Annotated in this window: 19 protein-coding genes and 1 other RNA gene; 9 read left to right on the top strand and 11 right to left on the bottom strand. The window is 61.4% G+C overall.

Annotated features, from left to right (window positions below; translation table 11 throughout):
* Positions 1–185 precede the first annotated feature (185 nt).
* From zipA to ffs, 4 genes are all read left to right on the top strand, one after another.
* The gene (zipA, locus tag ACM6IT_RS05590; RefSeq protein WP_056721941.1) at positions 186–1,040 is read left to right on the top strand and encodes a cell division protein ZipA; all 855 of its coding nucleotides are present in this window, start codon (positions 186–188) and stop codon (positions 1,038–1,040) included.
* Positions 1,041–1,131: 91 nt separating this feature from the next.
* Positions 1,132–3,489, top strand: a complete 2,358-nt coding sequence (gene ligA, locus ACM6IT_RS05585; RefSeq protein WP_414917671.1) for an NAD-dependent DNA ligase LigA — start codon at positions 1,132–1,134, stop codon at positions 3,487–3,489.
* A gap of 158 nt (positions 3,490–3,647) precedes the next feature.
* Positions 3,648–4,811: a putative zinc-binding metallopeptidase gene (locus ACM6IT_RS05580; RefSeq protein ID WP_056721946.1), complete on the top strand. Its 1,164-nt coding sequence runs from the start codon at positions 3,648–3,650 to the stop codon at positions 4,809–4,811.
* Between the two features lie 201 nt (positions 4,812–5,012).
* Positions 5,013–5,109, top strand: an RNA gene (gene ffs, locus ACM6IT_RS05575) — signal recognition particle sRNA small type.
* Positions 5,110–5,169: 60 nt separating this feature from the next.
* Here ffs and ACM6IT_RS05570 read toward each other — a convergent pair.
* Positions 5,170–5,967 (bottom strand): substrate-binding periplasmic protein, encoded by a 798-nt coding sequence (locus tag ACM6IT_RS05570; RefSeq protein ID WP_056721948.1) that lies wholly within the window; start codon positions 5,965–5,967, stop codon positions 5,170–5,172.
* 123 nt (positions 5,968–6,090) lie between these two features.
* Between ACM6IT_RS05570 and dnaX the strand changes: the two genes are divergently transcribed.
* The 5 genes from dnaX (at position 6,091) to ACM6IT_RS05545 (ending at position 11,890) form a co-directional block, all read left to right on the top strand.
* A complete protein-coding gene (dnaX, locus tag ACM6IT_RS05565) occupies positions 6,091–8,190 on the top strand; it encodes a DNA polymerase III subunit gamma/tau (protein ID WP_414917670.1) in 2,100 nt (699 codons plus the stop codon).
* Between the two features lie 67 nt (positions 8,191–8,257).
* Positions 8,258–8,596, top strand: coding sequence for a YbaB/EbfC family nucleoid-associated protein (locus ACM6IT_RS05560; RefSeq protein WP_007971455.1), 339 nt, complete (start codon positions 8,258–8,260; stop codon positions 8,594–8,596).
* 267 nt (positions 8,597–8,863) lie between these two features.
* On the top strand, positions 8,864–9,895 hold the full coding sequence (locus ACM6IT_RS05555; protein ID WP_223542342.1) for an NADP-dependent oxidoreductase: 1,032 nt from the start codon (positions 8,864–8,866) through the stop codon (positions 9,893–9,895).
* Positions 9,896–9,974: 79 nt separating this feature from the next.
* The gene (gene recR, locus ACM6IT_RS05550) at positions 9,975–10,577 is read left to right on the top strand and encodes a recombination mediator RecR (protein ID WP_008050204.1); all 603 of its coding nucleotides are present in this window, start codon (positions 9,975–9,977) and stop codon (positions 10,575–10,577) included.
* Positions 10,578–10,741: 164 nt separating this feature from the next.
* A complete protein-coding gene (locus tag ACM6IT_RS05545; RefSeq protein WP_414917669.1) occupies positions 10,742–11,890 on the top strand; it encodes an acyl-CoA dehydrogenase family protein in 1,149 nt (382 codons plus the stop codon).
* An 89-nt stretch (positions 11,891–11,979) separates the two neighbouring features.
* On the opposite strand, the gene ACM6IT_RS05540 is transcribed toward ACM6IT_RS05545, so the two are convergent.
* The 10 genes from ACM6IT_RS05540 to ACM6IT_RS05495 form a co-directional block, all read right to left on the bottom strand.
* Complete coding sequence (locus tag ACM6IT_RS05540; RefSeq protein ID WP_027921719.1) at positions 11,980–12,528, bottom strand: adenine phosphoribosyltransferase; 549 nt, start codon at positions 12,526–12,528, stop codon at positions 11,980–11,982.
* Between the two features lie 77 nt (positions 12,529–12,605).
* Positions 12,606–13,340, bottom strand: a complete 735-nt coding sequence (gene fnr, locus ACM6IT_RS05535; protein WP_056721956.1) for a fumarate/nitrate reduction transcriptional regulator Fnr — start codon at positions 13,338–13,340, stop codon at positions 12,606–12,608.
* 90 nt (positions 13,341–13,430) lie between these two features.
* Positions 13,431–14,813 carry an oxygen-independent coproporphyrinogen III oxidase gene (gene hemN / locus ACM6IT_RS05530; protein WP_223542401.1) on the bottom strand — a complete coding sequence of 461 codons (1,383 nt, stop codon included), beginning with the start codon at positions 14,811–14,813 and terminating at the stop codon, positions 13,431–13,433.
* 165 nt (positions 14,814–14,978) lie between these two features.
* The gene (locus ACM6IT_RS05525; RefSeq protein ID WP_414917668.1) at positions 14,979–15,662 is read right to left on the bottom strand and encodes a sulfite exporter TauE/SafE family protein; all 684 of its coding nucleotides are present in this window, start codon (positions 15,660–15,662) and stop codon (positions 14,979–14,981) included.
* Positions 15,655–15,873: a cbb3-type cytochrome oxidase assembly protein CcoS gene (gene ccoS, locus ACM6IT_RS05520; RefSeq protein ID WP_056721958.1), complete on the bottom strand. Its 219-nt coding sequence runs from the start codon at positions 15,871–15,873 to the stop codon at positions 15,655–15,657. Before ccoS ends, ACM6IT_RS05525 begins: the two co-directional genes overlap by 8 nt.
* A gap of 22 nt (positions 15,874–15,895) precedes the next feature.
* Positions 15,896–18,346, bottom strand: coding sequence for a heavy metal translocating P-type ATPase (locus tag ACM6IT_RS05515; protein ID WP_414917667.1), 2,451 nt, complete (start codon positions 18,344–18,346; stop codon positions 15,896–15,898).
* A gap of 180 nt (positions 18,347–18,526) precedes the next feature.
* Entirely contained in the window at positions 18,527–19,066 is a 540-nt protein-coding gene (locus ACM6IT_RS05510; RefSeq protein WP_414917666.1) for a FixH family protein, read from the bottom strand.
* Positions 19,067–19,077: 11 nt separating this feature from the next.
* Complete coding sequence (gene ccoG / locus ACM6IT_RS05505) at positions 19,078–20,493, bottom strand: cytochrome c oxidase accessory protein CcoG (protein WP_056721965.1); 1,416 nt, start codon at positions 20,491–20,493, stop codon at positions 19,078–19,080.
* Positions 20,494–20,867: 374 nt separating this feature from the next.
* A complete protein-coding gene (gene ccoP, locus ACM6IT_RS05500) occupies positions 20,868–21,845 on the bottom strand; it encodes a cytochrome-c oxidase, cbb3-type subunit III (protein ID WP_056721967.1) in 978 nt (325 codons plus the stop codon).
* Positions 21,842–22,027 (bottom strand): CcoQ/FixQ family Cbb3-type cytochrome c oxidase assembly chaperone, encoded by a 186-nt coding sequence (locus tag ACM6IT_RS05495; RefSeq protein ID WP_003175465.1) that lies wholly within the window; start codon positions 22,025–22,027, stop codon positions 21,842–21,844. Before ACM6IT_RS05495 ends, ccoP begins: the two co-directional genes overlap by 4 nt.
* Positions 22,028–22,032: the final 5 nt, after the last annotated feature.

Here is a 22,032-nt window from a genome sequence, read left to right as displayed (position 1 = left end):
ATATTCGCGTCAGCCAAGGCGGTAGACGGTGTAAAGTTGCCTTTGGTCGTGCTAGTTTAATGTCAATTTTTCGTATACGTGGGCAAAACGCCTGTCAGAACATAGAGTTGGCGCCACGTTTTAAAGCGGTTTGCAGGTTGTAAACCCCTTATTTTTCAGCATTTTTTATAGAGGCACGGGATTACATGGAAATCGGTCTGCGCGAGTGGCTGATCGTCATCGGCATTATTGTCATTGCCGGTATTCTTTTCGATGGCTGGCGCCGTATGCGCGGCGGCAAGGGAAAACTGAAGTTCCGTCTTGATCGAAATCTGTCCAATCTGCCGGACGAGGACAGCAGCGCCGAGTTGCTGGGCCCGCCGCGCGTGCTGGATGCACATAAAGAGCCGCAACTGGATGAGCAGGACCTGCCTTCGGTGAGCATGCCGGCCCGCGAGCCTCGCGAGTCGGGCTCCAAGCGCGGCAAGCGTGGCCACAGCGAGCCTTCCCAGGGCGACATGAACCTCAGCCTGGATCTGGACGGTGGCCCGAGCTTCAGCAGCCGCGACGACGATTTCCCGGACGATACCAAGTCCGCGCCAGCGGTCAACGACAAGGATCAGCCGCAAGCCGAAGAAGTGCTGGTGATCAGCGTGATCTGCCGCGACGCTGCCGGCTTCAAGGGCCCGGCGCTGTTGCAGAACATTCTGGAGAGCGGGTTGCGTTTCGGCGAGATGGACATTTTCCATCGTCACGAAAGCATGGCCGGCAACGGCGAAGTGCTGTTCTCCATGGCCAACGCCGTCAAGCCTGGCGTATTCGACCTGGACGACATCGACCACTTCAGCACCCCGGCGGTGAGCTTCTTCCTGGGTCTGCCAGGTCCTCGCCATCCGAAGCAAGCCTTCGACGTGATGGTGGCTGCGGCACGTAAATTGTCCCAGGAGCTCAACGGCGAACTGAAGGACGACCAGCGCAGCGTACTGACCGCCCAGACGATCGAGCACTATCGTCAACGCATCGTGGAATTCGAACGCCGCGCCCTGACCCAGAAACGTTGACTGAAATGGTTATTCCCGCGCGGTGCGCGGGATAATCGGCAAAACAGATTGAGCAGCCTCGGCTGCTCTTTTGCTTTATGAGAGAACACCGATGACCGCCGCCAAGAACCGTATTTTAGAGCTGCGCGCTGAGCTGGATCAGCACAACTATCGTTACCACGTGCTCGACGAGCCGAGCATTCCGGACGCCGAATACGACCGCTTGTTCAACGAGCTCAAGGCTCTGGAAGCGGCCAATCCCGAACTGATCACCAGCGACTCGCCAACCCAGCGAGTGGGCAGCGAGGCGCTGTCGGCGTTTACCCAGGTGCGTCACGAAGTGCCGATGCTCAGCCTCGGCAACGCCTTCGAAGAAACCGACATGCGTGAGTTCGACCGCCGGGTGAGCGAAGGCCTGGACCTGCCGGCCGGCGATCTGTTCGGTGGCGGCGCAACCGTCGAGTACAGTTGTGAGCCCAAGCTCGATGGCCTGGCCGTCAGCCTGCTGTATCAGGATGGTATCCTGGTGCGCGGCGCCACCCGTGGCGACGGCACCACCGGCGAAGACATCAGCGTCAACGTGCGCACCGTACGCAACATCCCGCTCAAGCTGCACGGTACTGGCTGGCCGGCGATCCTGGAAGTGCGCGGCGAAGTGTTCATGTCCAAGGCCGGTTTCGAGCGGCTCAACGCCACGCAACTGGAAGTCGGCGGCAAGACCTTCGCCAACCCGCGTAACGCGGCGGCAGGCAGTTTGCGCCAGCTGGATTCGAAGATCACCGCCAATCGCCCGCTGGAGTTCTGCTGCTACGGCATTGGCCAGGTGTCGGCGGACATTGCCGATACGCACATCGGCAATTTGCAGCAGCTCCAGGCCTGGGGCATGCCGATCAGTCATGAGTTGAAGCTGGCGCACGGTATCGCCGAGTGCCTGGATTACTACCGCGACATCGGTGAGCGTCGCAGCGCGCTGCCGTATGAAATCGACGGCGTGGTGTTCAAGGTCAACAGCATTGCCTCCCAGCGCGAACTGGGCTTTCGCGCCCGTGAGCCGCGCTGGGCCATCGCCCATAAATTCCCGGCGATGGAAGAACTCACCGAGTTGCTCGATGTGGAATTCCAGGTCGGCCGAACCGGGGCGGTGACGCCGGTGGCGCGTCTGAAACCGGTCAAGGTCGCGGGCGTCACGGTGGCCAACGCCACGTTGCACAACATGGACGAAGTCGCGCGCCTGGGCCTGATGATCGGCGACACGGTGATCATCCGCCGCGCCGGTGACGTGATTCCGCAAGTGGTGCAAGTGGTCGTGGAGCGCCGTCCGGAAAATGCCCGGCCGGTGCAGATTCCCGAGCAGTGCCCGGTGTGCGGCTCCCATGTCGAGCGCACGCAACTGATCAAGCGCAGCAAGGGTCGCGAGACGGTCAGCGAAGGCGCGGTGTATCGCTGCGTCGGTCGACTGGCCTGCGGCGCGCAACTCAAGCAGGCGATCATTCACTTCGTTTCCCGTCGCGCCATGGACATCGAAGGCCTGGGTGAGAAGAGCGTCGAGCAACTGGTCGACGAAGGCCTGGTCAGCTCGCCGGCCGATCTGTACGCCCTGACCTTTGAGCAGATCGTCGATCTGGAAGGCTTTGCCGAACTGTCGAGCAAGAACCTGCTCGGCGCCATCGAAGACAGCAAGAAGCCGGGCCTGGCGCGGTTCATCTACGCCCTCGGGATTCCCGATGTCGGCGAAGAGACGGCCAAGGTCCTGGCGCGCTCCCTGGGTTCGCTGGAGCGGGTGCAGCAGGCCTTGCCGCAGGTACTGACGTACTTGCCGGATGTTGGCCTGGAAGTCGCGCACGAGATCCACAGCTTCTTCGAGGACGCGCATAACCGGCAGGTGATCGCTGATTTGCTCAAGCATGGCCTGCAGATTCAGGATCAGGGTGAGTTGGGTGCCGAGTTTTCGGCGAGCACCACCCTCGGTGGTTTCCTCGACAAGCTGCATATCCCCCTGGTCGGGCCGGGCGGGGCGCAGAAACTGGCGGACAAGTTCGGTTCGTTGCAGGCGGTGATTGGCGCGGATTGGCTGGATATGCGCCAGGCGCTGCCGGAGAAACAGGCCAATTCGGTGCGCGAGTTTTTTGCGGTCGAGGACAATCGCCAGCTGGCCGAAGCGGCGGAGAAGCAACTTGCCGATTTCGGCATGCATTGGCAGAGCGAGAAGAAAGTCGTCGAAGGCTTGCCGCTGGCCGGGCAGACCTGGGTGCTGACCGGCTCGCTGGAGCTGATGAGCCGCGATATCGCCAAGGACAAACTCGAAAGCCTCGGCGCCAAGGTAGCCGGCTCGGTGTCGGCCAAGACCCATTGCGTGGTTGCAGGGCCGGGTGCTGGTTCGAAGTTGACCAAGGCCAATGAGCTGGGGTTGAAGGTGCTGGATGAAGAGGCGTTTGTGGTGTTCTTGAAAGGTCACGGTATTCAGGTTTGACACCCAAGATCGCAGCCTGCGGCAGCTCCTACAGGAGAACGCATTTCTCTGTAGGAGCTGCCGCAGGCTGCGATCTATTGATTTTTCCCACAAAAAGCATGGGAACGATCATCTCTCGGGAATGATCTAGTCTCTGCAAGCCTCAGGGAGAGATCGCCATGTACCCGTTCTTCGAGCAGCTCAGCTCGCGCATCGCCGCGCCGTTCACGGTCGAAAATTCGCGCAACAGCAAGGTCTGGTCCTGTCGTTGCGGGCAGTCGCTGTTCTTTCGCAACAGCCAGTGCCTGGCCTGTTCGGCGGCATTGGGTTATCAGCCGGAGCGCAGTCGCCTGTCTGCGCTGCAACCGGGTGTGCAGGCGGACACCTGGCTGCTGGATGCCGATCCCGGGGCTGGCCTGTTTCGCCGCTGTGCCAACCTCGACTCCCCGGCGGCCTGTAATTGGTTGCTGCCGGCCAATGACCATGACGTCTTGTGCATTGCCTGCAGCCTCAATCGCACCATTCCTGATCTGTCGATAACCGACAACCACGAGCGCTGGCGCAAGGTGGAAACCGCCAAGCGACGTCTGGTCGCGCAACTGCTCAGCCTGGGGTTGCAGGTGACTCCCAAAACCGTCGATGAAGACACGGGCCTTGCCTTCGACTTCATCGGCGTGGACCTCGAAGGCAAACCGCCTACCACCGGACACGCCAATGGCCTGGTCACCCTGGATATCAAGGAAGCCGACGATGCCCACCGCGAACAGGTGCGAGTGCAAATGCACGAACCCTATCGCACGCTGCTCGGGCATTTTCGTCACGAAGTCGGGCACTACTACTGGGATCGATTGATCGCCAATGGCCAATGGCTTGAGCCTTTTCGCGGAGTGTTCGGCGATGAGCGCGCCAGCTATGCCGAAGCCCTCGAGCGCCATTATCGGCAGGGCGCACCGCTCGACTGGCAGCAGCACTACGTCAGCGCCTACGCCACCATGCACCCGTGGGAAGACTGGGCCGAAACCTGGGCGCATTACCTGCACATGATGGACGCAGTGGATACCGCGCTGGGGTTTGGCATGAGCGCCCGGGAAATGGACTTCGACTATCAGCCGTTTCCGCTGGATACCCTCTACGATCCGCGGCATCCCGACGGCGCGGCGTTCCTGTCGTTCGTCAATGCCTGGATAGAACTGGCGGGCATGCTCAACGAATTGTCACGCAGCATGGGGCAGCCGGATTTCTATCCGTTCGTCCTGCCGCCAGCGGTCATTGCCAAGCTGCACTTTATTCACCTGGTGATTCAGCAGGAGGGCGGCCGGGCGGATGAGGTGTTGGCGCAATAGGATCAAAAGATCGCAGCCTGCGGCAGCTCCTACAGGTGTACGCCGATCCATGTAGGAGCTGCCGCAGGCTGCGATCTTTTAAGGCCAGCGCATGTCCTTGAAGCAGCTCATATTTTTTAATATCCCCGAACGGTTGTAACTTCGTCTCAGATAGGTACAATGGCGCGGCTCGCCGACAGGTGAGCGTCGTTATGGTGACCCCATCGGTCCCCCCGCAACGATTACCCGTGAACCTGGTCAGAGCCGGAAGGCAGCAGCCACAGCGGGAACATTGTGTGCCGGGGTGTGGCTGGTGGGGTTACCACCTTAACGCCACGCGAGTGTTCTCTCGCGTTATCTTTCTGAAATCAGACTTTCGCTAGCTGCCAGGATCTTGTCCGGGGCGGTTTTTTGTCGTTTGCGGTTTATCCACAGCCGCAGGCTCGCCACCGATATACAGCCGAACAATCGCATCGATCTCCCCGGACATCTTCATCCGCCCCAGGGTGCGCAGGATGCTCTGCACCGGGATCTTCGGGTCGTTGCGAACGTAGCAACCGATATGGTTTTCCTGCAGCACTGCCACACCCTGCAGTTGCTGCTCCGGCAACAGGCGGTGATTGAACCAGTCCAGGCTCCATTGATTGCTGACGGCATAGTGATTGCGGCCGGCCAGGAGCTTTTCCAGCACTTGTTCCTGATTGCGTGCGTCGTCGCGCTGCAGTTGGCCGGTGTCGAACAGCGGCTGCAGGGTCGGGTAGTTGTAGCCCAGCACGGTGCCAATGGACTGTTGCGGCAAGTCGGCGGGTTTGACCGCGCCGGGCGGCGCATGCAGGGTGATCAACACGTCCGGTTGAGTGAAGAGCGGGATGCTCCAGAGATAATCATCAGGCTGATCGGGCAGCCACGATTGCGTGACATAACAGCGGACATCGACCTCGCCTTGCTCCATGGCACTTTGTATGCGCCGGCGCGGCAATACATGGAATTCGGCCGGTACGCCGACCTGGGTCGCGAGGCTGAGCATCATGTCATACAGGATGCCCTGGGTCGGTTTACCCCGTTCAAGCTGCACCATGGGCATGCTCCAGCTGTCGGGTATCACGAAGCGCAGCGGTGCTTGCGCAGCCACGCCGTCCAGGCTGATCAACAGCAATGCCCCCAAGGCCAGCCGCATAAACACTCCGTTAATAGCCCCCGATGTGCAGCTTAGCCACAATACACGAGCGCACCGGATGCAATTTGTCCCTTGCTCCGCTAGCATTAGCCGCTTCTGCTTCCTTCGCTGCGACGGTTTTCGATGAGTTATCAGGTTCTTGCACGTAAATGGCGCCCGCGCTCGTTCCGCGAAATGGTCGGCCAGACCCATGTGCTCAAGGCTCTGATCAATGCCTTGGACAGCCAGCGGCTGCACCACGCCTACCTCTTCACCGGTACCCGTGGGGTCGGCAAGACCACCATCGCGCGGATCATTGCCAAATGCCTTAACTGCGAGACAGGTATCACTTCAACCCCCTGTGGCGAGTGTTCGGTGTGTCGCGAAATCGACGAAGGCCGCTTTGTCGACCTGATCGAGATCGACGCCGCGAGCCGCACCAAGGTCGAAGATACCCGCGAATTGCTCGACAACGTGCAGTACGCCCCGAGCCGTGGGCGCTTCAAGGTCTACCTGATCGACGAAGTGCATATGCTCTCGAGCCATTCCTTCAACGCCCTGCTCAAAACCCTTGAAGAGCCGCCCCCCTACGTCAAGTTCATCCTGGCGACCACTGACCCGCAGAAACTTCCTGCAACGATTCTGTCGCGGTGCCTGCAGTTCTCCCTGAAGAACATGACGCCGGAACGCGTGGTCGAGCATTTGACCCACGTACTGGGCGTCGAGAACGTGCCGTTCGAAGACGATGCGCTGTGGTTGCTGGGCCGTGCCGCCGACGGGTCGATGCGTGATGCCATGAGCCTGACCGACCAGGCGATTGCCTTCGGTGAAGGCAAGGTCATGGCCGCCGACGTGCGTGCGATGCTCGGGACCCTCGATCACGGGCAGGTCTACGACGTGCTGCATGCGTTGATCGAAGGCGATGCCAAGGCGTTGCTCGAAGCCGTCCGCCACCTGGCCGAGCAAGGTCCGGACTGGAACGGCGTGCTTTCGGAAATTCTCAATGTGCTGCACCGCGTTGCCATCGCCCAGGCCCTGCCGGAAGGTGTCGACAACGGTCATGGCGACCGTGACCGGGTGTTGGCACTGGCCCAGGCGTTGCCGGCCGAAGACGTGCAGTTCTACTACCAGATGGGCCTGATCGGTCGCCGCGACCTGCCGCTGGCGCCGGATCCCCGGGGTGGTTTTGAAATGGTGTTGCTGCGGATGCTGGCGTTCCGGCCCGCAGACACCGCGGATGCCCCGAGGCAACCGCTAAAGCCAGTGGGGATCAGCCAGGCCACAGTTGATTCCGCAAACTCAGTGGCTGCCGCGCCGGTTGTTGCGCCGGTAGTCGCTGCGGCCGTTGCGCCTGTAGCGGCTGCGCCAGTGGCAGCCCCAGCGCCTGCACCGGAACCGGAACCGGAACCGGTTGTGCCGGTCGTTGTGCCAGAACCTGCGCCGGAACCTGCGCCTGTGGTTGAAGCGGCCGTGGTCGAAGAGGTGGTCGATCTGCCGTGGAATGACCCGGTCGAGCCGGCGCCCATTCAGCAACCGGCGGTGGAGCCGGTGCTGGAAACCGCCAGCGAACAACCCGAATTGCCGCCAATGCCGTTGCCGACGCCGGACAGTGTGGTGCCGGACGCCCCGGAATGGGCCGCCGCGCCGATCCCGGAACCCTCGGTGGCCGCCGTCGATGCCGCGACGCCGGGCATGGACCTGGATGACGAGCCGCCGCTGGACGAGGACTACATCGAGCCGGACATGGATTCGGCCTACAGCTACCTCGACGAACTGGCCAGCGAGCACGCCGCCGACCCGGCTCCGGAGCCCGAACCCGAGCCCGCGGCAATGCCGGCCACCGGCCTGGCCCTGCAATGGCTGGAGCTGTTCCCGAAATTGCCGATTTCCGGCATGACCGGCAGCATCGCCGCCAACTGCACGCTGATCGCGGTCGATGGCGACAATTGGCTGATGCACCTGGACCCGGCCCACAGTGCCTTGTTCAACGCCACGCAACAGCGTCGCCTCAACGATGCGCTGAACCAGTATCACCAGCGCACCCTGACCCTGAGCATCGAGCTGATCAAGCCCGAGCAGGAAACCCCGGCACAAGCGGCTTCGCGCCGCCGCGCCAACCGTCAGCGCGAGGCGGAGGAATCGATCCACGGTGATCCGTTCATCCAGCAAATGATGCAGCAGTTCGGTGCGGTGGTCCGTAACGATACTATTGAACCTGTCGACGCCCTGGTCACTCAGGGCTAATAACTGAAGGCGCCCGGCCGCATGGGCCGGGCGCTGTTTTAATCCAAGTACTTTTGAGGTGATTACCATGATGAAAGGTGGCATGGCCGGCCTGATGAAGCAGGCGCAGCAGATGCAGGAAAAAATGGCCAAGATGCAGGAAGAACTGGCCAACGCCGAAGTCACCGGTAAGGCCGGTGGCGATATGGTCACCGTGGTGATGACCGGTCGTCATGACGTCAAGAGCGTGACCATCGACCCGAGCCTGGTCGAAGGCATGAGCGAAGACGACAAGGAAATGCTCGAAGCGGTCATCGCCTCCGCGGTCAACGATGCCGTGCGCAAGATCGAAGCCAACAGCCAGGACAAGATGGGCAGCATGACTGCCGGCATGCAGCTGCCGCCGGGCATGAAACTGCCATTCTGATTCGCCTTCAGGCGGCAGATGAGTTACAAAAATGCCAGGCATAGCGCCTGGCATTTTTGTTTTTGGCTGACAGATATGTGTGGCTGACATTCCGCCATCGCGGGCAAGCCCGCTCCCACAGGTTTTGTGAACGCCGCAAATCTTGTGGGAGCGGGCTTGCCCGCGAAGAAGTCGCCTCGGTTCACCTGAATAAACATCGAACGCCATACCGCCACAAAGGTCTGCTCCCTATATCACTGAACCTCATCGATCACAGGAGACGCTGCCATGTCCGACCCCATGACCCTCAATCAACGTATTGTCCTGGCCTCTCGCCCGGTGGGCGCGCCAACGCCGGAAAACTTCCGCATGGAACGGGTGGCACTGCCGGACCTGGCCGATGGTCAGGTGCTGCTCAAGACCATTTTCCTGTCGCTGGACCCGTATATGCGCGGACGTATGAGTGACGCGCCTTCCTACGCCGCGCCGGTGGAAATCGGCGAAGTCATGACCGGGGGCGCTGTCAGCCGGGTCGAGCGCTCGCTCAATCCGAAGTTTCAGGAAGGTGATCTGGTGGTCGGTGCCACCGGCTGGCAAAGCCACAGCATCAATGACGGTCGCAGCATCATTCCTATTCCCGCGCTGCCAAGCCCTTCGATGGCCCTTGGGGTACTGGGTATGCCGGGCATGACCGCGTACATGGGTCTGATGGACATCGGCCAGCCGAAGGCCGGCGAAACCCTGGTGGTTGCAGCGGCGTCCGGCGCGGTGGGCTCGGTGGTCGGCCAAGTGGCGAAGATCAAGGGGCTGCGCGTGGTGGGTGTGGCGGGTGGGGCGGACAAGTGCCGTTATGTGGTCGACGAGCTGGGCTTCGACGCCTGCATCGACCACAAGAGCGCGGACTTTGCCGACGAACTGGCGCAAGCCTGTCCCAAGGGCATCGACATTTATTATGAAAACGTCGGCGGCAAGGTATTCGACGCCGTGGTGCCGTTGCTCAATCCCAAGGCACGGATTCCGCTGTGTGGCTTGATCGCTTCCTATAACGCCCATGAGGCGCCGAGCGGCCCGGATCGCCTGCCACTGTTGCAGCGCACACTATTGACCAAGCGAGTGCGCATCCAGGGCTTCATCGTGTTCGATGACTATGGTGATCGCCAGCCGGAATTCCTCAGTGCCATGGCGCCCTGGGTACGCGATGGCAAGGTGAAGTTCCGCGAAGATGTGGTCGATGGCCTGGAACAGGCGCCCGATGCGTTCATCGGCCTGCTGGAAGGGCGCAACTTCGGCAAACTGGTGGTCCGGGTTTCCCGGGACTGAGTAATTCACGCTGCAATTTGACGCTCAACCGAGGCGCGGGTATAAACCGCGTCTCGTTGTTTTGTCGGACTTTTCCACCATGAGCTTCAGCCCTTTGATTCGCCAACTGATCGACGCCCTGCGAATTTTGCCAGGCGTGGGTCAGAAAACCGCCCAGCGCATGGCGTTGCAGTTGCTCGAGCGTGATCGCAGCGGCGGCTCGCGCCTGGCGCTGGCCCTGAGCCAGGCCATGGAAGGGGTCGGTCACTGCCGCTTGTGCCGTACGCTGACGGAAGATGACCTGTGCCCGCAATGCGCCGATACCCGTCGCGACGACACCTTGCTCTGCGTGGTGGAAGGGCCGATGGACGTCTATGCCGTGGAGCAGACCGGTTTTCGCGGACGCTATTTCGTGCTCAAGGGCCATCTGTCGCCGCTCGACGGCTTGGGGCCGGAAGCCATCGGCATTCCCCAGTTGATGGCGCGGATCGAAGAGGCCGGCACGTTCGCCGAAGTCATCCTGGCCACCAACCCGACCGTGGAAGGTGAAGCCACGGCGCACTACATCGCCCAATTGCTCAGCAGCAAAGGCCTGATCGCCTCGCGCATCGCCCATGGCGTTCCGCTGGGTGGCGAGCTGGAACTGGTGGATGGCGGGACGCTGGCGCATTCGTTTGCGGGGCGTAAGCCGATTTCGTTGTAATCGCATCAAGCCGAAAAGATCGCAGCCTGCGGCAGCTCCTACAGAAAGACTCCGATCCCCTGTAGGAGCTGCCGCAGGCTGCGATCTTTTGATCTTCTATCTGTCTCTTGTAAACCAAGCAAGCGCTCGGTTAACTTCACTGACCCCTTCAGTGGAGCTCGCCGATGCCTGCCTTTCAGGAATACTTCGACCCCAGCCACCAATTGGTCCGCGACAGCGTCAGACGTTTCGTCGAACGCGAGATCCTTCCTGATATCGAACAGTGGGAAGAAGCCGAAAGCTTTCCTCGCGAGCTCTACCTCAAGGCCGGCGCCGCGGGGATTCTCGGCATTGGCTACCCGGAGGCTTACGGAGGCAGCCACGAAGGAGATCTGTTCGCCAAGGTTGCCGCCAGTGAAGAGTTGATGCGCTGTGGCTCTGGCGGGCTGGTTGCCGGCCTGGGGTCGCTGGATATCGGCTTGCCGCCCATCCTCAAGTGGGCCCGGCCCGATGTACGGGATCGTGTGCTGCCCCAGGTGCTGTCGGGAGAGAAGATCAGCGCCCTGGCAATCACCGAGCCCGGGGGCGGTTCCGACGTCGCCAACCTGCAAACCCGCGCCGTGCGCGATGGCGATTTCTACCGGGTCAGTGGCAGCAAGACTTTTATCACCAGCGGTGTGCGTGCGGATTTCTATACGGTTGCGGTGCGAACGGGCGAGCCAGGTTTCGGTGGCATCAGCCTGTTGCTGATCGAGAAGGGCACGCCAGGTTTCACCGTAGGACGGCAGCTGAAGAAAATGGGCTGGTGGGCGTCAGACACCGCTGAGTTGTTCTTCGATGATTGCCGAGTGCCTGTAGGAAACCTGATCGGTGCCGAGAACATGGGCTTTGCCTGCATCATGGGCAATTTCCAGAGCGAACGCCTGGCCCTGGCGTTGATGGCCAACATGACCGCACAACTGGCGCTGGAAGAGAGCCTGAAGTGGGCGCGCCAGCGCGAAGCCTTTGGCAAACCGATCGGCAAGTTTCAGGTGATCAAGCATCGCCTGGCCGAGATGGCGACCGCGCTGGAAGTGTCCCGGGAATTCACCTACCGCCAGGCCGCGAAAATGGCGGCGGGGCAGGGCGTGATCAAGGAGATTTCCATGGCCAAGAATTTTGCGACGGATACCGCAGACCGGATCGTCAACGATGCGGTGCAGATTTTGGGTGGGCTGGGTTATATGCGCGAGAGTCTGGTGGAGCGGCTGTACCGCGACAACCGGATCCTGTCGATTGGCGGCGGGACGCGGGAAGTGATGAACGAAATCATCAGCAAGCAGATGGGGCTGTAATGCAAAAGATCGCAGCCTTCGGCAGCTCCTACAGGATCAAAGCCATCCCAATGTAGGAGCTGCCGAAGGCTGCGATCTTTTGATCTTTGTTACTTATCAGTCAACGCAAACTGCGTCAGGCAGAACGTAGGAATGCCCATGTCTTCCAGACGCTGCGAGCCACCCAGTTCTGGCAGATCGATGATCGCCGCCGCTTCATGCACCCGGGCGCCCATTCGGCGGATCAGGTTGGCGGCGGCGATCAGGGTGCCGCCGGTGGCGATCAGGTCATCGAACATCACCACCGAATCCCCTTCGCACAGGCTGTCGGCATGCACTTCCAGGAAGGCTTCGCCGTATTCGGTCGCATAGCCCTCGGCCAGTACGTCAGCTGGCAACTTGCCTTGCTTGCGGAACAGCACCAACGGCTTGTTCAACTGATACGCCAGTACCGAACCGATCAGGAAGCCACGGGCGTCCATCGCGCCGATGTGGGTGAAGTCAGCCTCGACGTAACGGTGGGCGAAGCTGTCCATCACCAGGCGCAGGGCCGTGGGCGACTGGAACAGCGGGGTGATGTCGCGAAAGATCACACCCGGTTTCGGGAAGTCGATGACAGGGCGGATGAGGGATTTGATGTCGAAGGAGTCGAAGACCATCGTGGTGTCCTGGCAGGGCTGCAAACGGCGAAGTATAACGGCGGCTGAACCCTTTCGCTCAGCCGCAACGTTTTGTTTCAGCCTTCCAGTGAACCACCGGCCAGGGCGCACAGCTGGATCGGGTCGATAATCCGGATTTCCTTGCCTTCTGCCGCAATCAGTTCGTTTTGCTGGAAACGGGTAAAGACCCGGGACACGGTTTCCACTGCCAGGCCCAGGTAGTTGCCGATTTCGTTGCGCGACATGCTCAGGCGGAACTGATTGGCGGAAAAACCCCGGGCGCGGAAACGTGCCGAGAGGTTGACCAGGAAGGTGGCGATGCGTTCGTCGGCGGTCTTTTTCGACAACAGCAGCATCATCTGCTGGTCGTCACGGATCTCGCGACTCATCACCCGCATCAGCTGACGGCGCAACTGCGGCAATTGCAGGGCCAGTTCGTCGAGGCGTTCGAAAGGGATTTCACACACCGAGGTGGTTTCCAGGGCTTGTGCCGATACCGGGTGCTTTTCGGTGTCCATGCCCGACAGGCCGACCAGTTCGCTGGGCAGGTGGAAGCCGGTGAGCTGTTCTTCACCACTGTCGCTCAGGCTGAAGGTCTTGAGGGCGCCAGAACGGACTGCGTAGACAGAATCGAAGGTATCGCCCTGGCGAAAGAGAAACTCGCCTTTTTTCAGCGGCCGGCCGCGTTTGACGATTTCGTCCAGCGCATCCATGTCTTCCAGATTCAGCGAAAGTGGCAGGCAAAGAGGGGCCAGGCTGCAATCCTTGCAATGGGCTTGATTATGAGCGCGCAGTTTTACTGGCTCGGACATTTCTTCAATCCTTGTGGGAAATCACACATAAGACGTAAGGGTAACTCACCATAGGATATCGAGGCCAGTCTGAGGCGCTTGCTTGCAGAATTAGATTACCCGCGAAAAGCGCTGGCGGCTGTGTTGTTCCAGATACGCGTCGAACACCATGCACACCGAGCGCACCAACAGTCGCCCGGCGGGCAGGATGGTGATCCGGTCGCGATCGAGTTCGATCAGCCCGTCTTTGGCCATGTCTTGCAATTGCGGCCAAAGATCGCCGAAGTAGCCTTGGAAATCGATGTTGAAGGCCTGTTCGATCGCGGAAAATTCCAGGCTGAAATTGCAGATCAGTTGCTGGATGACCGCACGCCGCAGCCGGTCATCGGCATTGCACAGCAGGCCGCGGCTGGTGGCCAGTTGTGACGTGGCAAGGACGTTCTGATACTCGGTCAGGTCGCTGCTGTTCTGGCAGTACAGGTCACCAATCTGGCTGATCGCCGACACGCCGAGGCCGATCAGATCGCAATGACCGTGGGTGGTGTAGCCCTGGAAATTGCGTTGCAGGGTCGATTCTTCCTGGGCAATCGCCAGTTCATCGTCGGGCAGGGCGAAGTGGTCCATGCCGATGTAGCGATAGCCGGCGCCGGTCAGTTGCTCGATGGTGCGCTGCAGCATTTCCAGTTTCTGCGCGGGTGTCGGCAGTTCATTGCTGTTGATGCGCCGTTGGGGCATGAAGCGTTCCGGCAAGTGGGCGTAGTTGAACACCGATAACCGGTCCGGTTGCAGGTTGATGACCTCTTCGACGGTGCGGGCGAAATTCTCCGGTGTCTGTCTCGGCAGGCCGTAGATCAGGTCGATATTGATCGAACGAAACTGTAAGGTACGGGCGGCATCGATCACCGCGCGGGTTTCTTCCAGGCTTTGCAGGCGATTGACTGCGCGTTGCACCGCCGGGTCGAGGTCTTGCAGGCCGATGCTGACCCGGTTGAAACCCAGTTCGCGCAGCAGGCCCATGGTCGACCAGTCGGCCTCGCGCGGGTCGATCTCGATGCCGTAGTCGCCGGAGTCGTCGTCCAGCAAATTGAAGTGTTTGCGCAAATGCGCCATCAACTGCCGCAGTTCATCGTGGCTGAGAAAGGTCGGCGTGCCGCCACCGAAGTGCAGCTGCTCGACTTTCTGCGTGGGGTCGAGGTGGCAGGCGATCAACTGGATTTCCTGTTCCAGGCGCTGCAAATACGGCTGCGCCCGCCCGCGATCCTTGGTGATCACCTTGTTGCAGGCGCAGTAATAGCAAATGTTCGCGCAGAACGGCACGTGCACGTACAGCGACAACGGGCGTTGGGCCTTGCGGCTGTCGCGCAGGGCATGGAACAGGTCGAAGGTGCCGACCTGGCTGCTGAATTGCACGGCGGTCGGATACGAGGTGTAGCGTGGTCCCGCCAGGTCATAACGGCGGATCAGATCGGTGTCCCAACGAATGGCGTCGAGCATCATGCGGGCATTCCCCCCGGATAGGCTGGCAGTGTCAGCCACTTTATGCGAGGGCGGGGTGGGGCATCTTGATTTACATCAAGATCAAAAGATCGCAGCCTGCGGCAGCTCCTACATGGATCGCGTACACCTGTAGGAGCTGCCGAAGGCTGCGATCTTTTGCTTCTAGTGCCCCATCAACCAATGCTGATGCGGCCCCGGCAAGGTCCAGATGCCGAACAGCATCACCAGCAATCCGCCCGCCATCCGCACACTGCGCTTGCGCAACACTGCGGTGACGCGCTCTGCAGCCAGGCCGGTCGCCAGCAAAACCGGCCAGGTGCCGAGCCCGAACGCGAGCATCAACAAGGCACTGTCCAGTGCGTTGCCCTGGCTGGCCGACCATAGCAAAGTGCTGTAGACCAGACCGCACGGCAGCCAGCCCCAGAGCGCGCCCAACAACAACGCACGGGGAACGTTCGACACCGGAAGCAAGCGGTTGGCGACTGGCTGGATATGCCGCCACAGGCCGCGACCGAGGCTTTCGATACGGGTCAGGCCGCTCCACCAGCCGGCCAGGTACAGGCCCATGGCAATCAGCAGCAACCCGGCGAGAATACGCAGGAACATCGCCGCCGGGCTGTTGGCCACGGCCCATCCGGCCAGACCGATCAACAGTCCGGCGCAGGCATAGCTCAGGATCCGTCCCAGGTTGTAGGCCAGCAGCAGGCGGAAGCGCCGGCTGCGTTGTTCCTTGGGAATCGCCAGGGTCAGCGCGCCCATCAAGCCGCCGCACATGCCCAGGCAATGGCCGCCGCCGAGCAAGCCGAGGATCACCGCAGACACCAGCAGAGGCGCCAATTCAAGCATGGGGCGGGGCCTTGTCGTCCGTTTTGGCCGGTTGGCCGCTGGCCTCATCGACGGCGGCGGTGTGGTTCGGGTCCTGGTCGTCGAACAGGATGCTGTGGGCCGGGCCGTCGAGGTCGTCGTACTGACCGCTGTCCACCGCCCAGAAGAAGATATAGACGGCGATGGCCACGATCAGCAATGCAGCGGGGATCATCACGTATAGAGCAGGCATCTGGACTCCATGCCCGCGCGGCTCAGGCCGGCAGCGGGCGGGTTTCTGGCGTGGTGCTGGCGGCGGGCGCGCTCGGCATGCGAGTCAGGCGCAGCGCGTTCAACACCACGGTCAACGAACTGATCGACATGCCCACCGCCGCCCATACCGGCGTGATCCAGCCGAGGGCGGCGAAGGGCAACATGAGGCCATTGTACAGCCCGGCCCACAACAGGTTCTCGATAATGACCCGACGGGTGCGCCGCGCCAGGCTGAAGGCTTGTACCAGCGCGTCGAGGCGGTTGGACAGCAACACGGCATCGGCACTGGTTTTCGCCAGGTCGGTGGCCGAGCCCATGGCGACGCTGATATCCGCAGCCGCCAGCACCGGCACGTCATTGACCCCGTCCCCGAGCATCAACACCTTGCGACCTTCCTTGTGCAGTTGTTGCAGGACCTGCAGTTTATCGTCCGGACGCAAGCCGCCACGGGCTTCATCGATACCGAGTTCCGCCGCCACGCTGGCGACCATCGGCGAGCTGTCGCCGGACAACAACAGCGTGCGCCAGCCCCGCGCCTTGCACGCGGCCAACAGCGCGGGCGCATCGGCCCGCAAGCGATCATCGAGGACCAGCCAGGCCAGCGGTCCCTGGCTGTCGCCAAGCAGCAGCCATTGGCCGGCTTCTTCGGGCATCGACGGCACCACTGCACCGCTGAGTTCGCAGACGAAACGCGGTTGGCCGATGCGCAGGCGGCGCCCGTCAACCAGCCCCTCCAGGCCAAGGCCCGGTGTGCCGTGGACTTCTTCGGCAGCCATCGGCGCACGACCGAAAGCGCGGGCAATCGGGTGCTCGGAGCGGTTTTCCAGGGCGGCGGCGAGGCCCAGGCATTGATCGCTGTCGAGCGCTCCGAGGGGGCGGATCGAGCGTAACGCCAGGCGACCTTCGGTGAGGGTGCCGGTCTTGTCGAAAATCACTGTGTCGATCTGGTTCAGGCCTTCCAGCACATGACCACGGGTCAGCAACAGACCGAGTTTGTGCAGTGTGCCGGTGGCAGCGGTGAGGGCGGTCGGCGTGGCCAGCGACAAGGCGCACGGGCAGGTCGCCACGAGCATCGCCAGCACGATCCAGAAGGCCCGCGATGGGTCCAGTTGCCACCACAACAGGCCAATCGCGGCAGCTGCGATCAGCGACAACAGCAGGAACCATTGCGCGGCGCGGTCGGCGATTTCCGCCAGGCGCGGCTTTTCGGCCTGGGCACGCTCGAGCAGGCGAACGATGGCCGAGAGGCGAGTGTCCTGGCCCAGGGCCTGGACCTCGACGGTCAGTGCGCCTTCGACGTTCATTGTGCCAGCGGTGACCGCGTCGCCCAGGGTACGGGGTTGCGGCAGGTATTCGCCGGTCAGCAGCGACTCGTCGACACTCGACTGGCCGTCGAGGATCTTGCCGTCAGCCGGGAGAATGGCGCCCGGATGAACCAGCACCTGATCGCCAATACGCAATTCACTGAGCAGAATGCGTTCGCTCTGGCCATCGGCTGTCAATCGCAGGCACGAGGCGGGCAGCAGATTAACAAGCTGTGCGGTGGCGGCGGCGGTGCGTTCGCGGGCGCGGCGTTCCAGATAACGCCCGGCCAGCAGGAACAGGGCAAACATGCCGACGGCATCGAAATACAGTTCGCCGACCCCGGTGATCGAGGTCCAGATCCCGGCAATGTAGGCGCTGCCGATGGCCAGCGACACCGAAACGTCCATGGTCAGGTGACGGGTGCGCAGATCGCGCATGGCGCCTTTGAAGAACGGCGCGCAGCTGTAGAACACAATCGGGGTGGTGAGGAACAGCGCGACCCAACGCAGGATAGTGTGCAGTTCCGGGCTGAGGTCGATGTTGAATTCAGGCCAGGTGGCCATGGTTGCCATCATCGCCTGGAACCACAGCAACCCGGCCACGCCGAGCTGGCGCAGGGCCAGGCGGTTTTCGCTGGCCAGTTGTACGCAGGCTTGGTCGGCCTGATACGGGTGTGCGGCGTAACCGATGTGGCGCAGCTCGCTGAGGATCTGGCTCAGCGGCAATTGCCCGTCGGCCCAGCGCACGTGCAGGCGATGGTTGGACAGGTTCAGGCGCGCTTCGTCCACCGCCGGCAAGGTGCGCAGGTGTTTTTCGATCAGCCAGCCGCAAGCCGCGCAACTGATGCCTTCCATCAATAGTGTGGTTTCGGCGAGTTCACCGTCGTGGCGAACGAAGGGTTGCTGGACATCGGCACGGTCGTACAGCGCCAGTTCGTCCACCAGTTGCACCGGCAACGCTTCGGGGTTGGCCGAAGCTTCGCTGCGGTGCTGGTAATAGCTTTCCAGGCCGCCGGCAACAATGGCCTCGGCCACGGCCTGGCAACCCGGGCAGCAGAATTCGCGGGTTTGCCCCAGGACCGCAGCGGTGAAGCGGCTGCCGGCCGGGACGGGGAGCGCGCAGTGGTAGCAGGGGGTTGGGTTGGTCATTTCTGTAGCCATGAAAGCCTTTGTGGCGAGGGAGCTTGTCGGATCGCCGCATCGTCCCGCTCGGCTGCGAAGCAGTCGTCGTGCTGCGGACTCGCTGTACCTGAAGGAACTGAGTTGCAGATTCAGGGGTGCTTCGCACCCCAGCGGGAGCAAGCTCCCTCGCCACATTCGATGGCATTTTTACTTCTTCAGGTCTTCGGCACCTTGCAGCGGTTCGTCACCCAGCAGCAGGTCCTTGTCATGGCTGACCATTTCTTCTTCGAACATGCGCCAGATGTGCTCGTCCTGGGTGCCGAGCAATTCGACAAAACGCCGGCCTTCGACCTTGTCGCCCAACTGGCCGATGTAGCGGCCCTGTTCGGTTTCGCTGCGGGTCAGGGTGATCTTGCGATCCTTTTCCGGCTGGGTCGGCGAGATCAGGTTCAGCTCCAGGGTGCCGGGCTGACTGTCACCGCTCAGGCGCAGGTCAACCTCGCCGGTCATGCCGTCGAGATGAACGCTGGCGCGCATTTTCAGGGTCTGGGCCAGCAGCTCGCGGTCGAGGGAGCGGTTGATGCCTTTGCCGGCCTCGTAGTAGTTGTCGTTGACCAGGTTGTCCGGGTTCTTCACCGCGATGGTCACCATGGACAAGGTCAGGGTCACCGAGCAGGCCAGGATCCCGATGATGATCCACGGCCAGAGGTGCTTGTACCAGGGACTTGCGGCAGTTGCTGCGGGCATGTTCAGTTCTCTCAACGATTCTGTGGGCCGATGAACCGGCTCTTGGCTTCAATGCGGACGCTGTCGTCATCGGCGTCCTTGAGGATGAATTTCACCTCGTTGGTGCTCGACGGCAGTTTTTCCGGTGCGACGGACAGTTCGGCAGGCTGGCTGACGATCTCGCCGGCCGCGACCTTGATCTCGCGTCGACCCTGCAATTTGAGATCCGGCAGGCCGGAGGCTTCGAGCAGGTAGGTATGGTCGCGCTGGTCCTTGTTCATGATTTTCAGGCTGTAGACGTTTTCGATCCGCCCTTCGGCGTTCTCGCGGTACAGCACGCGGTCCTTGCTGACATCGAAGCCCACCAGCGCACGCATGAAGAATGCCGTCACCAGCAAGCTGATCATCGCCAGCAGCACAATGGCATAGCCAATCAGGCGCGGACGCAGTTTATGGGTTTTCTGCCCGGACAGGTTGTGCTCGGTGGTGTAGCTGATCAGCCCGCGCGGGTAATCCATCTTGTCCATGATGGCGTCGCAGGCATCGATGCAGGCGGCGCAACCGATGCATTCGATTTGCAGGCCGTCGCGGATATCGATACCCGTCGGGCAGACCTGGACGCACATGGTGCAATCGATGCAGTCACCCAGGCCCTGGGCCTTGTAGTCGATGCCTTTTTTACGCGGGCCACGGCCTTCGCCACGGCGCGGGTCGTAGGAAACGATCAGGGTGTCCTTGTCGAACATCACGCTCTGGAAGCGTGCGTACGGGCACATGTAGATGCACACCTGTTCGCGCAACCAGCCGGCGTTGCCGTAAGTGGCGAGAGTGAAGAACCCGACCCAGAAGTACGACCAGCCATCCGCCTGGCCGGTGAAGAATTCGAACACCAGTTCGCGGATCGGCGAGAAGTAGCCGACGAAGGTCATGCCGGTGACGAAACCGATCAACAGCCACATGGTGTGCTTGCTGAGTTTGCGCAGGAGCTTGTTGGCGCTCATGGGCGCCTTGTCGAGCTTGATGCGTTGGTTGCGGTCACCTTCGGTGACTTTTTCGCACCACATGAAGATCCAGGTCCAGACGCTTTGCGGGCAGGTATAACCGCACCAGACCCGTCCGGCGTACACGGTAATGAAGAACAGGCCGAAGGCGGCGATGATCAACATGCCGGACAGCAGAATGAAGTCCTGGGGCCAGAAGGTGGCGCCGAAAATGAAGAACTTGCGCTCCGGCAGGTTCCACCACACGGCCTGGTGACCGCCCCAGTCCAGCCATACAGTGCCGAAATACAGCAGGAACAACAGGGCTCCGCCGGTCATCCGCAGGTTGCGAAACAGGCCGGTGAAGGCGCGGGTGTAGATTTTTTCCCTGGAGGCGTAGAGGTCGACGCTATTGTTCGCATTCTTTGTGGGTGGAGTGACGTCGTGTACCGGAATCTGGTTGCTCATCATTGCATCCCACGGCAGTGGAAAAATGCCTCGGTCAGTACGTGCCGACCGCGGTCAAAAAGGAGTGTTGCAGTGGCGCAATGATACGCCTCTCGCTCTAGCCTGCGGGTGCGACCTTTGGTCACGTTTGGCAAAATCATTTGATGGTGTAATGACTTGAATCAATTGACTTGAGAATTATGGACGGTTTTGCGCATGTCGCCGGTCATTCGGTCCGCGGGTAGAAGCGTTACTACTGTGTGCGGCGATCGACAACCTCGAAGTAGGTGCCGGGCATTACCATTGGTCGAAACCATTGGACACTGCCGAACAAACAAAAGGGCCCCGCCAGTTCACATTGGCGGGGCCCTTTTTTGTTGCTTCAAGCGTTTGCCTTACTCGGCGTCCGCTGCCTTCTCGCCGTGAGACAGGCTGTAGACGTAAGCGGCCAGCAGGTGAACCTTGTCGTTACCTTGCAGCTGCTCTTGTGCAGGCATCTGGCCCTGACGGCCGTAACGGATGGTCTGCTGCAGTTGAGCGAAGCTCGAACCGTAGATGAACGCTGCCGGGTGAGTCAGGTTAGGTGCGCCCATCGCCGGGGTGCCTTTGCCTTCCGGACCGTGGCACGCCACGCAGTTGGTAGCGAACAGTTTCTGCCCGGCAACCGGGTCGGCCTTGGCGCCTTCCGGCAGCTTGCGGCCATCGAGGTTGGTCAGGACAAACGCGGCCACGTCGGCCACGCCTTGCTCGCCAATCACTTCAGCCCACGCAGGCATCACCGCGTGACGGCCGCCCATGATGGTGGTCTTGATGGTTTCCGGCTCGCCGCCCCAGCGCCAGTCGGCGTCGGTCAGGTTCGGGAAGCCATAGGCGCCCTTGGCGTCGGAACCGTGGCAAACCGAGCAGTTGGAGGCGAACAGGCGGCCACCCATCTTCAGGGCTTGCGGGTCCTTGGCCACTTCTTCGATTGGCATGGCCGCGAACTTGGCGAAGATCGGACCGAACTTGGCGTCCGACCTGGCCATTTCCTTTTCCCACTCGTGAACGCCGGTCCAGCCGGTCTGGCCGTTGGCGAACGCGGTCTGCTTCTCGTTATCGAGGTAGTTGTAACCCGGCAGCAGGCCTTTCCAGTTGCCCAGGCCCGGGTACAGCACCAGGTAGCCGAGGGCGAAGATGATGGTGCCCACGAACAGCATGAACCACCATTTCGGCAACGGGTTGTCGTACTCCTCGATCCCGTCGAAGGAGTGACCAACCGTCTCGTCGGTTTGCTCGGCGCGCTGACCCTTGCGGGTGGACAGCAGCAGCCAGGTCAGGGCGAAGATGGTGCCGAGACTGAGGACTGTGACGTACAGACTCCAGAATGTAGTCATTCTTTGTTACTCCTAGAAGCTTGCTCGACGTGCTTGATGGCTTCGGGATCATCCGCGAAAGGCAGCAAGGTAGCGTCTTCAAACTCCGACTTGCGCTTGGGACTGAACACCCACAGTGCCAGTCCGATGAAGGCCACCATCACGACAACGGTGCCCAGGCCACGAATCATCCCGATATCCATCCAGA

Source organism: Pseudomonas sp. IT-P4, from assembly GCF_949767755.1.
Lineage (GTDB): Bacteria > Pseudomonadota > Gammaproteobacteria > Pseudomonadales > Pseudomonadaceae > Aquipseudomonas > Aquipseudomonas monachiensis.
This window is presented reverse-complemented; position numbering and strand designations above follow the sequence as displayed.

What these genes read in the sequence shown, in the direction of transcription:
- zipA (WP_056721941.1), top strand. Translation starts at nt 186, where the DNA reads ATGGAAATCGGTCTGCGCGAGTGGCTGATCGTCATCGGCATTATTGTC.
- ligA (WP_414917671.1), top strand. Translation starts at nt 1,132, where the DNA reads ATGACCGCCGCCAAGAACCGTATTTTAGAGCTGCGCGCTGAGCTGGAT.
- ACM6IT_RS05580 (WP_056721946.1), top strand. Translation starts at nt 3,648, where the DNA reads ATGTACCCGTTCTTCGAGCAGCTCAGCTCGCGCATCGCCGCGCCGTTC.
- ACM6IT_RS05570 (WP_056721948.1), bottom strand. Translation starts at nt 5,967, where the DNA reads ATGCGGCTGGCCTTGGGGGCATTGCTGTTGATCAGCCTGGACGGCGTG.
- dnaX (WP_414917670.1), top strand. Translation starts at nt 6,091, where the DNA reads ATGAGTTATCAGGTTCTTGCACGTAAATGGCGCCCGCGCTCGTTCCGC.
- ACM6IT_RS05560 (WP_007971455.1), top strand. Translation starts at nt 8,258, where the DNA reads ATGATGAAAGGTGGCATGGCCGGCCTGATGAAGCAGGCGCAGCAGATG.
- ACM6IT_RS05555 (WP_223542342.1), top strand. Translation starts at nt 8,864, where the DNA reads ATGTCCGACCCCATGACCCTCAATCAACGTATTGTCCTGGCCTCTCGC.
- recR (WP_008050204.1), top strand. Translation starts at nt 9,975, where the DNA reads ATGAGCTTCAGCCCTTTGATTCGCCAACTGATCGACGCCCTGCGAATT.
- ACM6IT_RS05545 (WP_414917669.1), top strand. Translation starts at nt 10,742, where the DNA reads ATGCCTGCCTTTCAGGAATACTTCGACCCCAGCCACCAATTGGTCCGC.
- ACM6IT_RS05540 (WP_027921719.1), bottom strand. Translation starts at nt 12,528, where the DNA reads ATGGTCTTCGACTCCTTCGACATCAAATCCCTCATCCGCCCTGTCATC.
- fnr (WP_056721956.1), bottom strand. Translation starts at nt 13,340, where the DNA reads ATGTCCGAGCCAGTAAAACTGCGCGCTCATAATCAAGCCCATTGCAAG.
- hemN (WP_223542401.1), bottom strand. Translation starts at nt 14,813, where the DNA reads ATGCTCGACGCCATTCGTTGGGACACCGATCTGATCCGCCGTTATGAC.
- ACM6IT_RS05525 (WP_414917668.1), bottom strand. Translation starts at nt 15,662, where the DNA reads ATGCTTGAATTGGCGCCTCTGCTGGTGTCTGCGGTGATCCTCGGCTTG.
- ccoS (WP_056721958.1), bottom strand. Translation starts at nt 15,873, where the DNA reads ATGCCTGCTCTATACGTGATGATCCCCGCTGCATTGCTGATCGTGGCC.
- ACM6IT_RS05515 (WP_414917667.1), bottom strand. Translation starts at nt 18,346, where the DNA reads ATGACCAACCCAACCCCCTGCTACCACTGCGCGCTCCCCGTCCCGGCC.
- ACM6IT_RS05510 (WP_414917666.1), bottom strand. Translation starts at nt 19,066, where the DNA reads ATGCCCGCAGCAACTGCCGCAAGTCCCTGGTACAAGCACCTCTGGCCG.
- ccoG (WP_056721965.1), bottom strand. Translation starts at nt 20,493, where the DNA reads ATGAGCAACCAGATTCCGGTACACGACGTCACTCCACCCACAAAGAAT.
- ccoP (WP_056721967.1), bottom strand. Translation starts at nt 21,845, where the DNA reads ATGACTACATTCTGGAGTCTGTACGTCACAGTCCTCAGTCTCGGCACC.
- ACM6IT_RS05495 (WP_003175465.1), bottom strand. Translation starts at nt 22,027, where the DNA reads ATGGATATCGGGATGATTCGTGGCCTGGGCACCGTTGTCGTGATGGTG.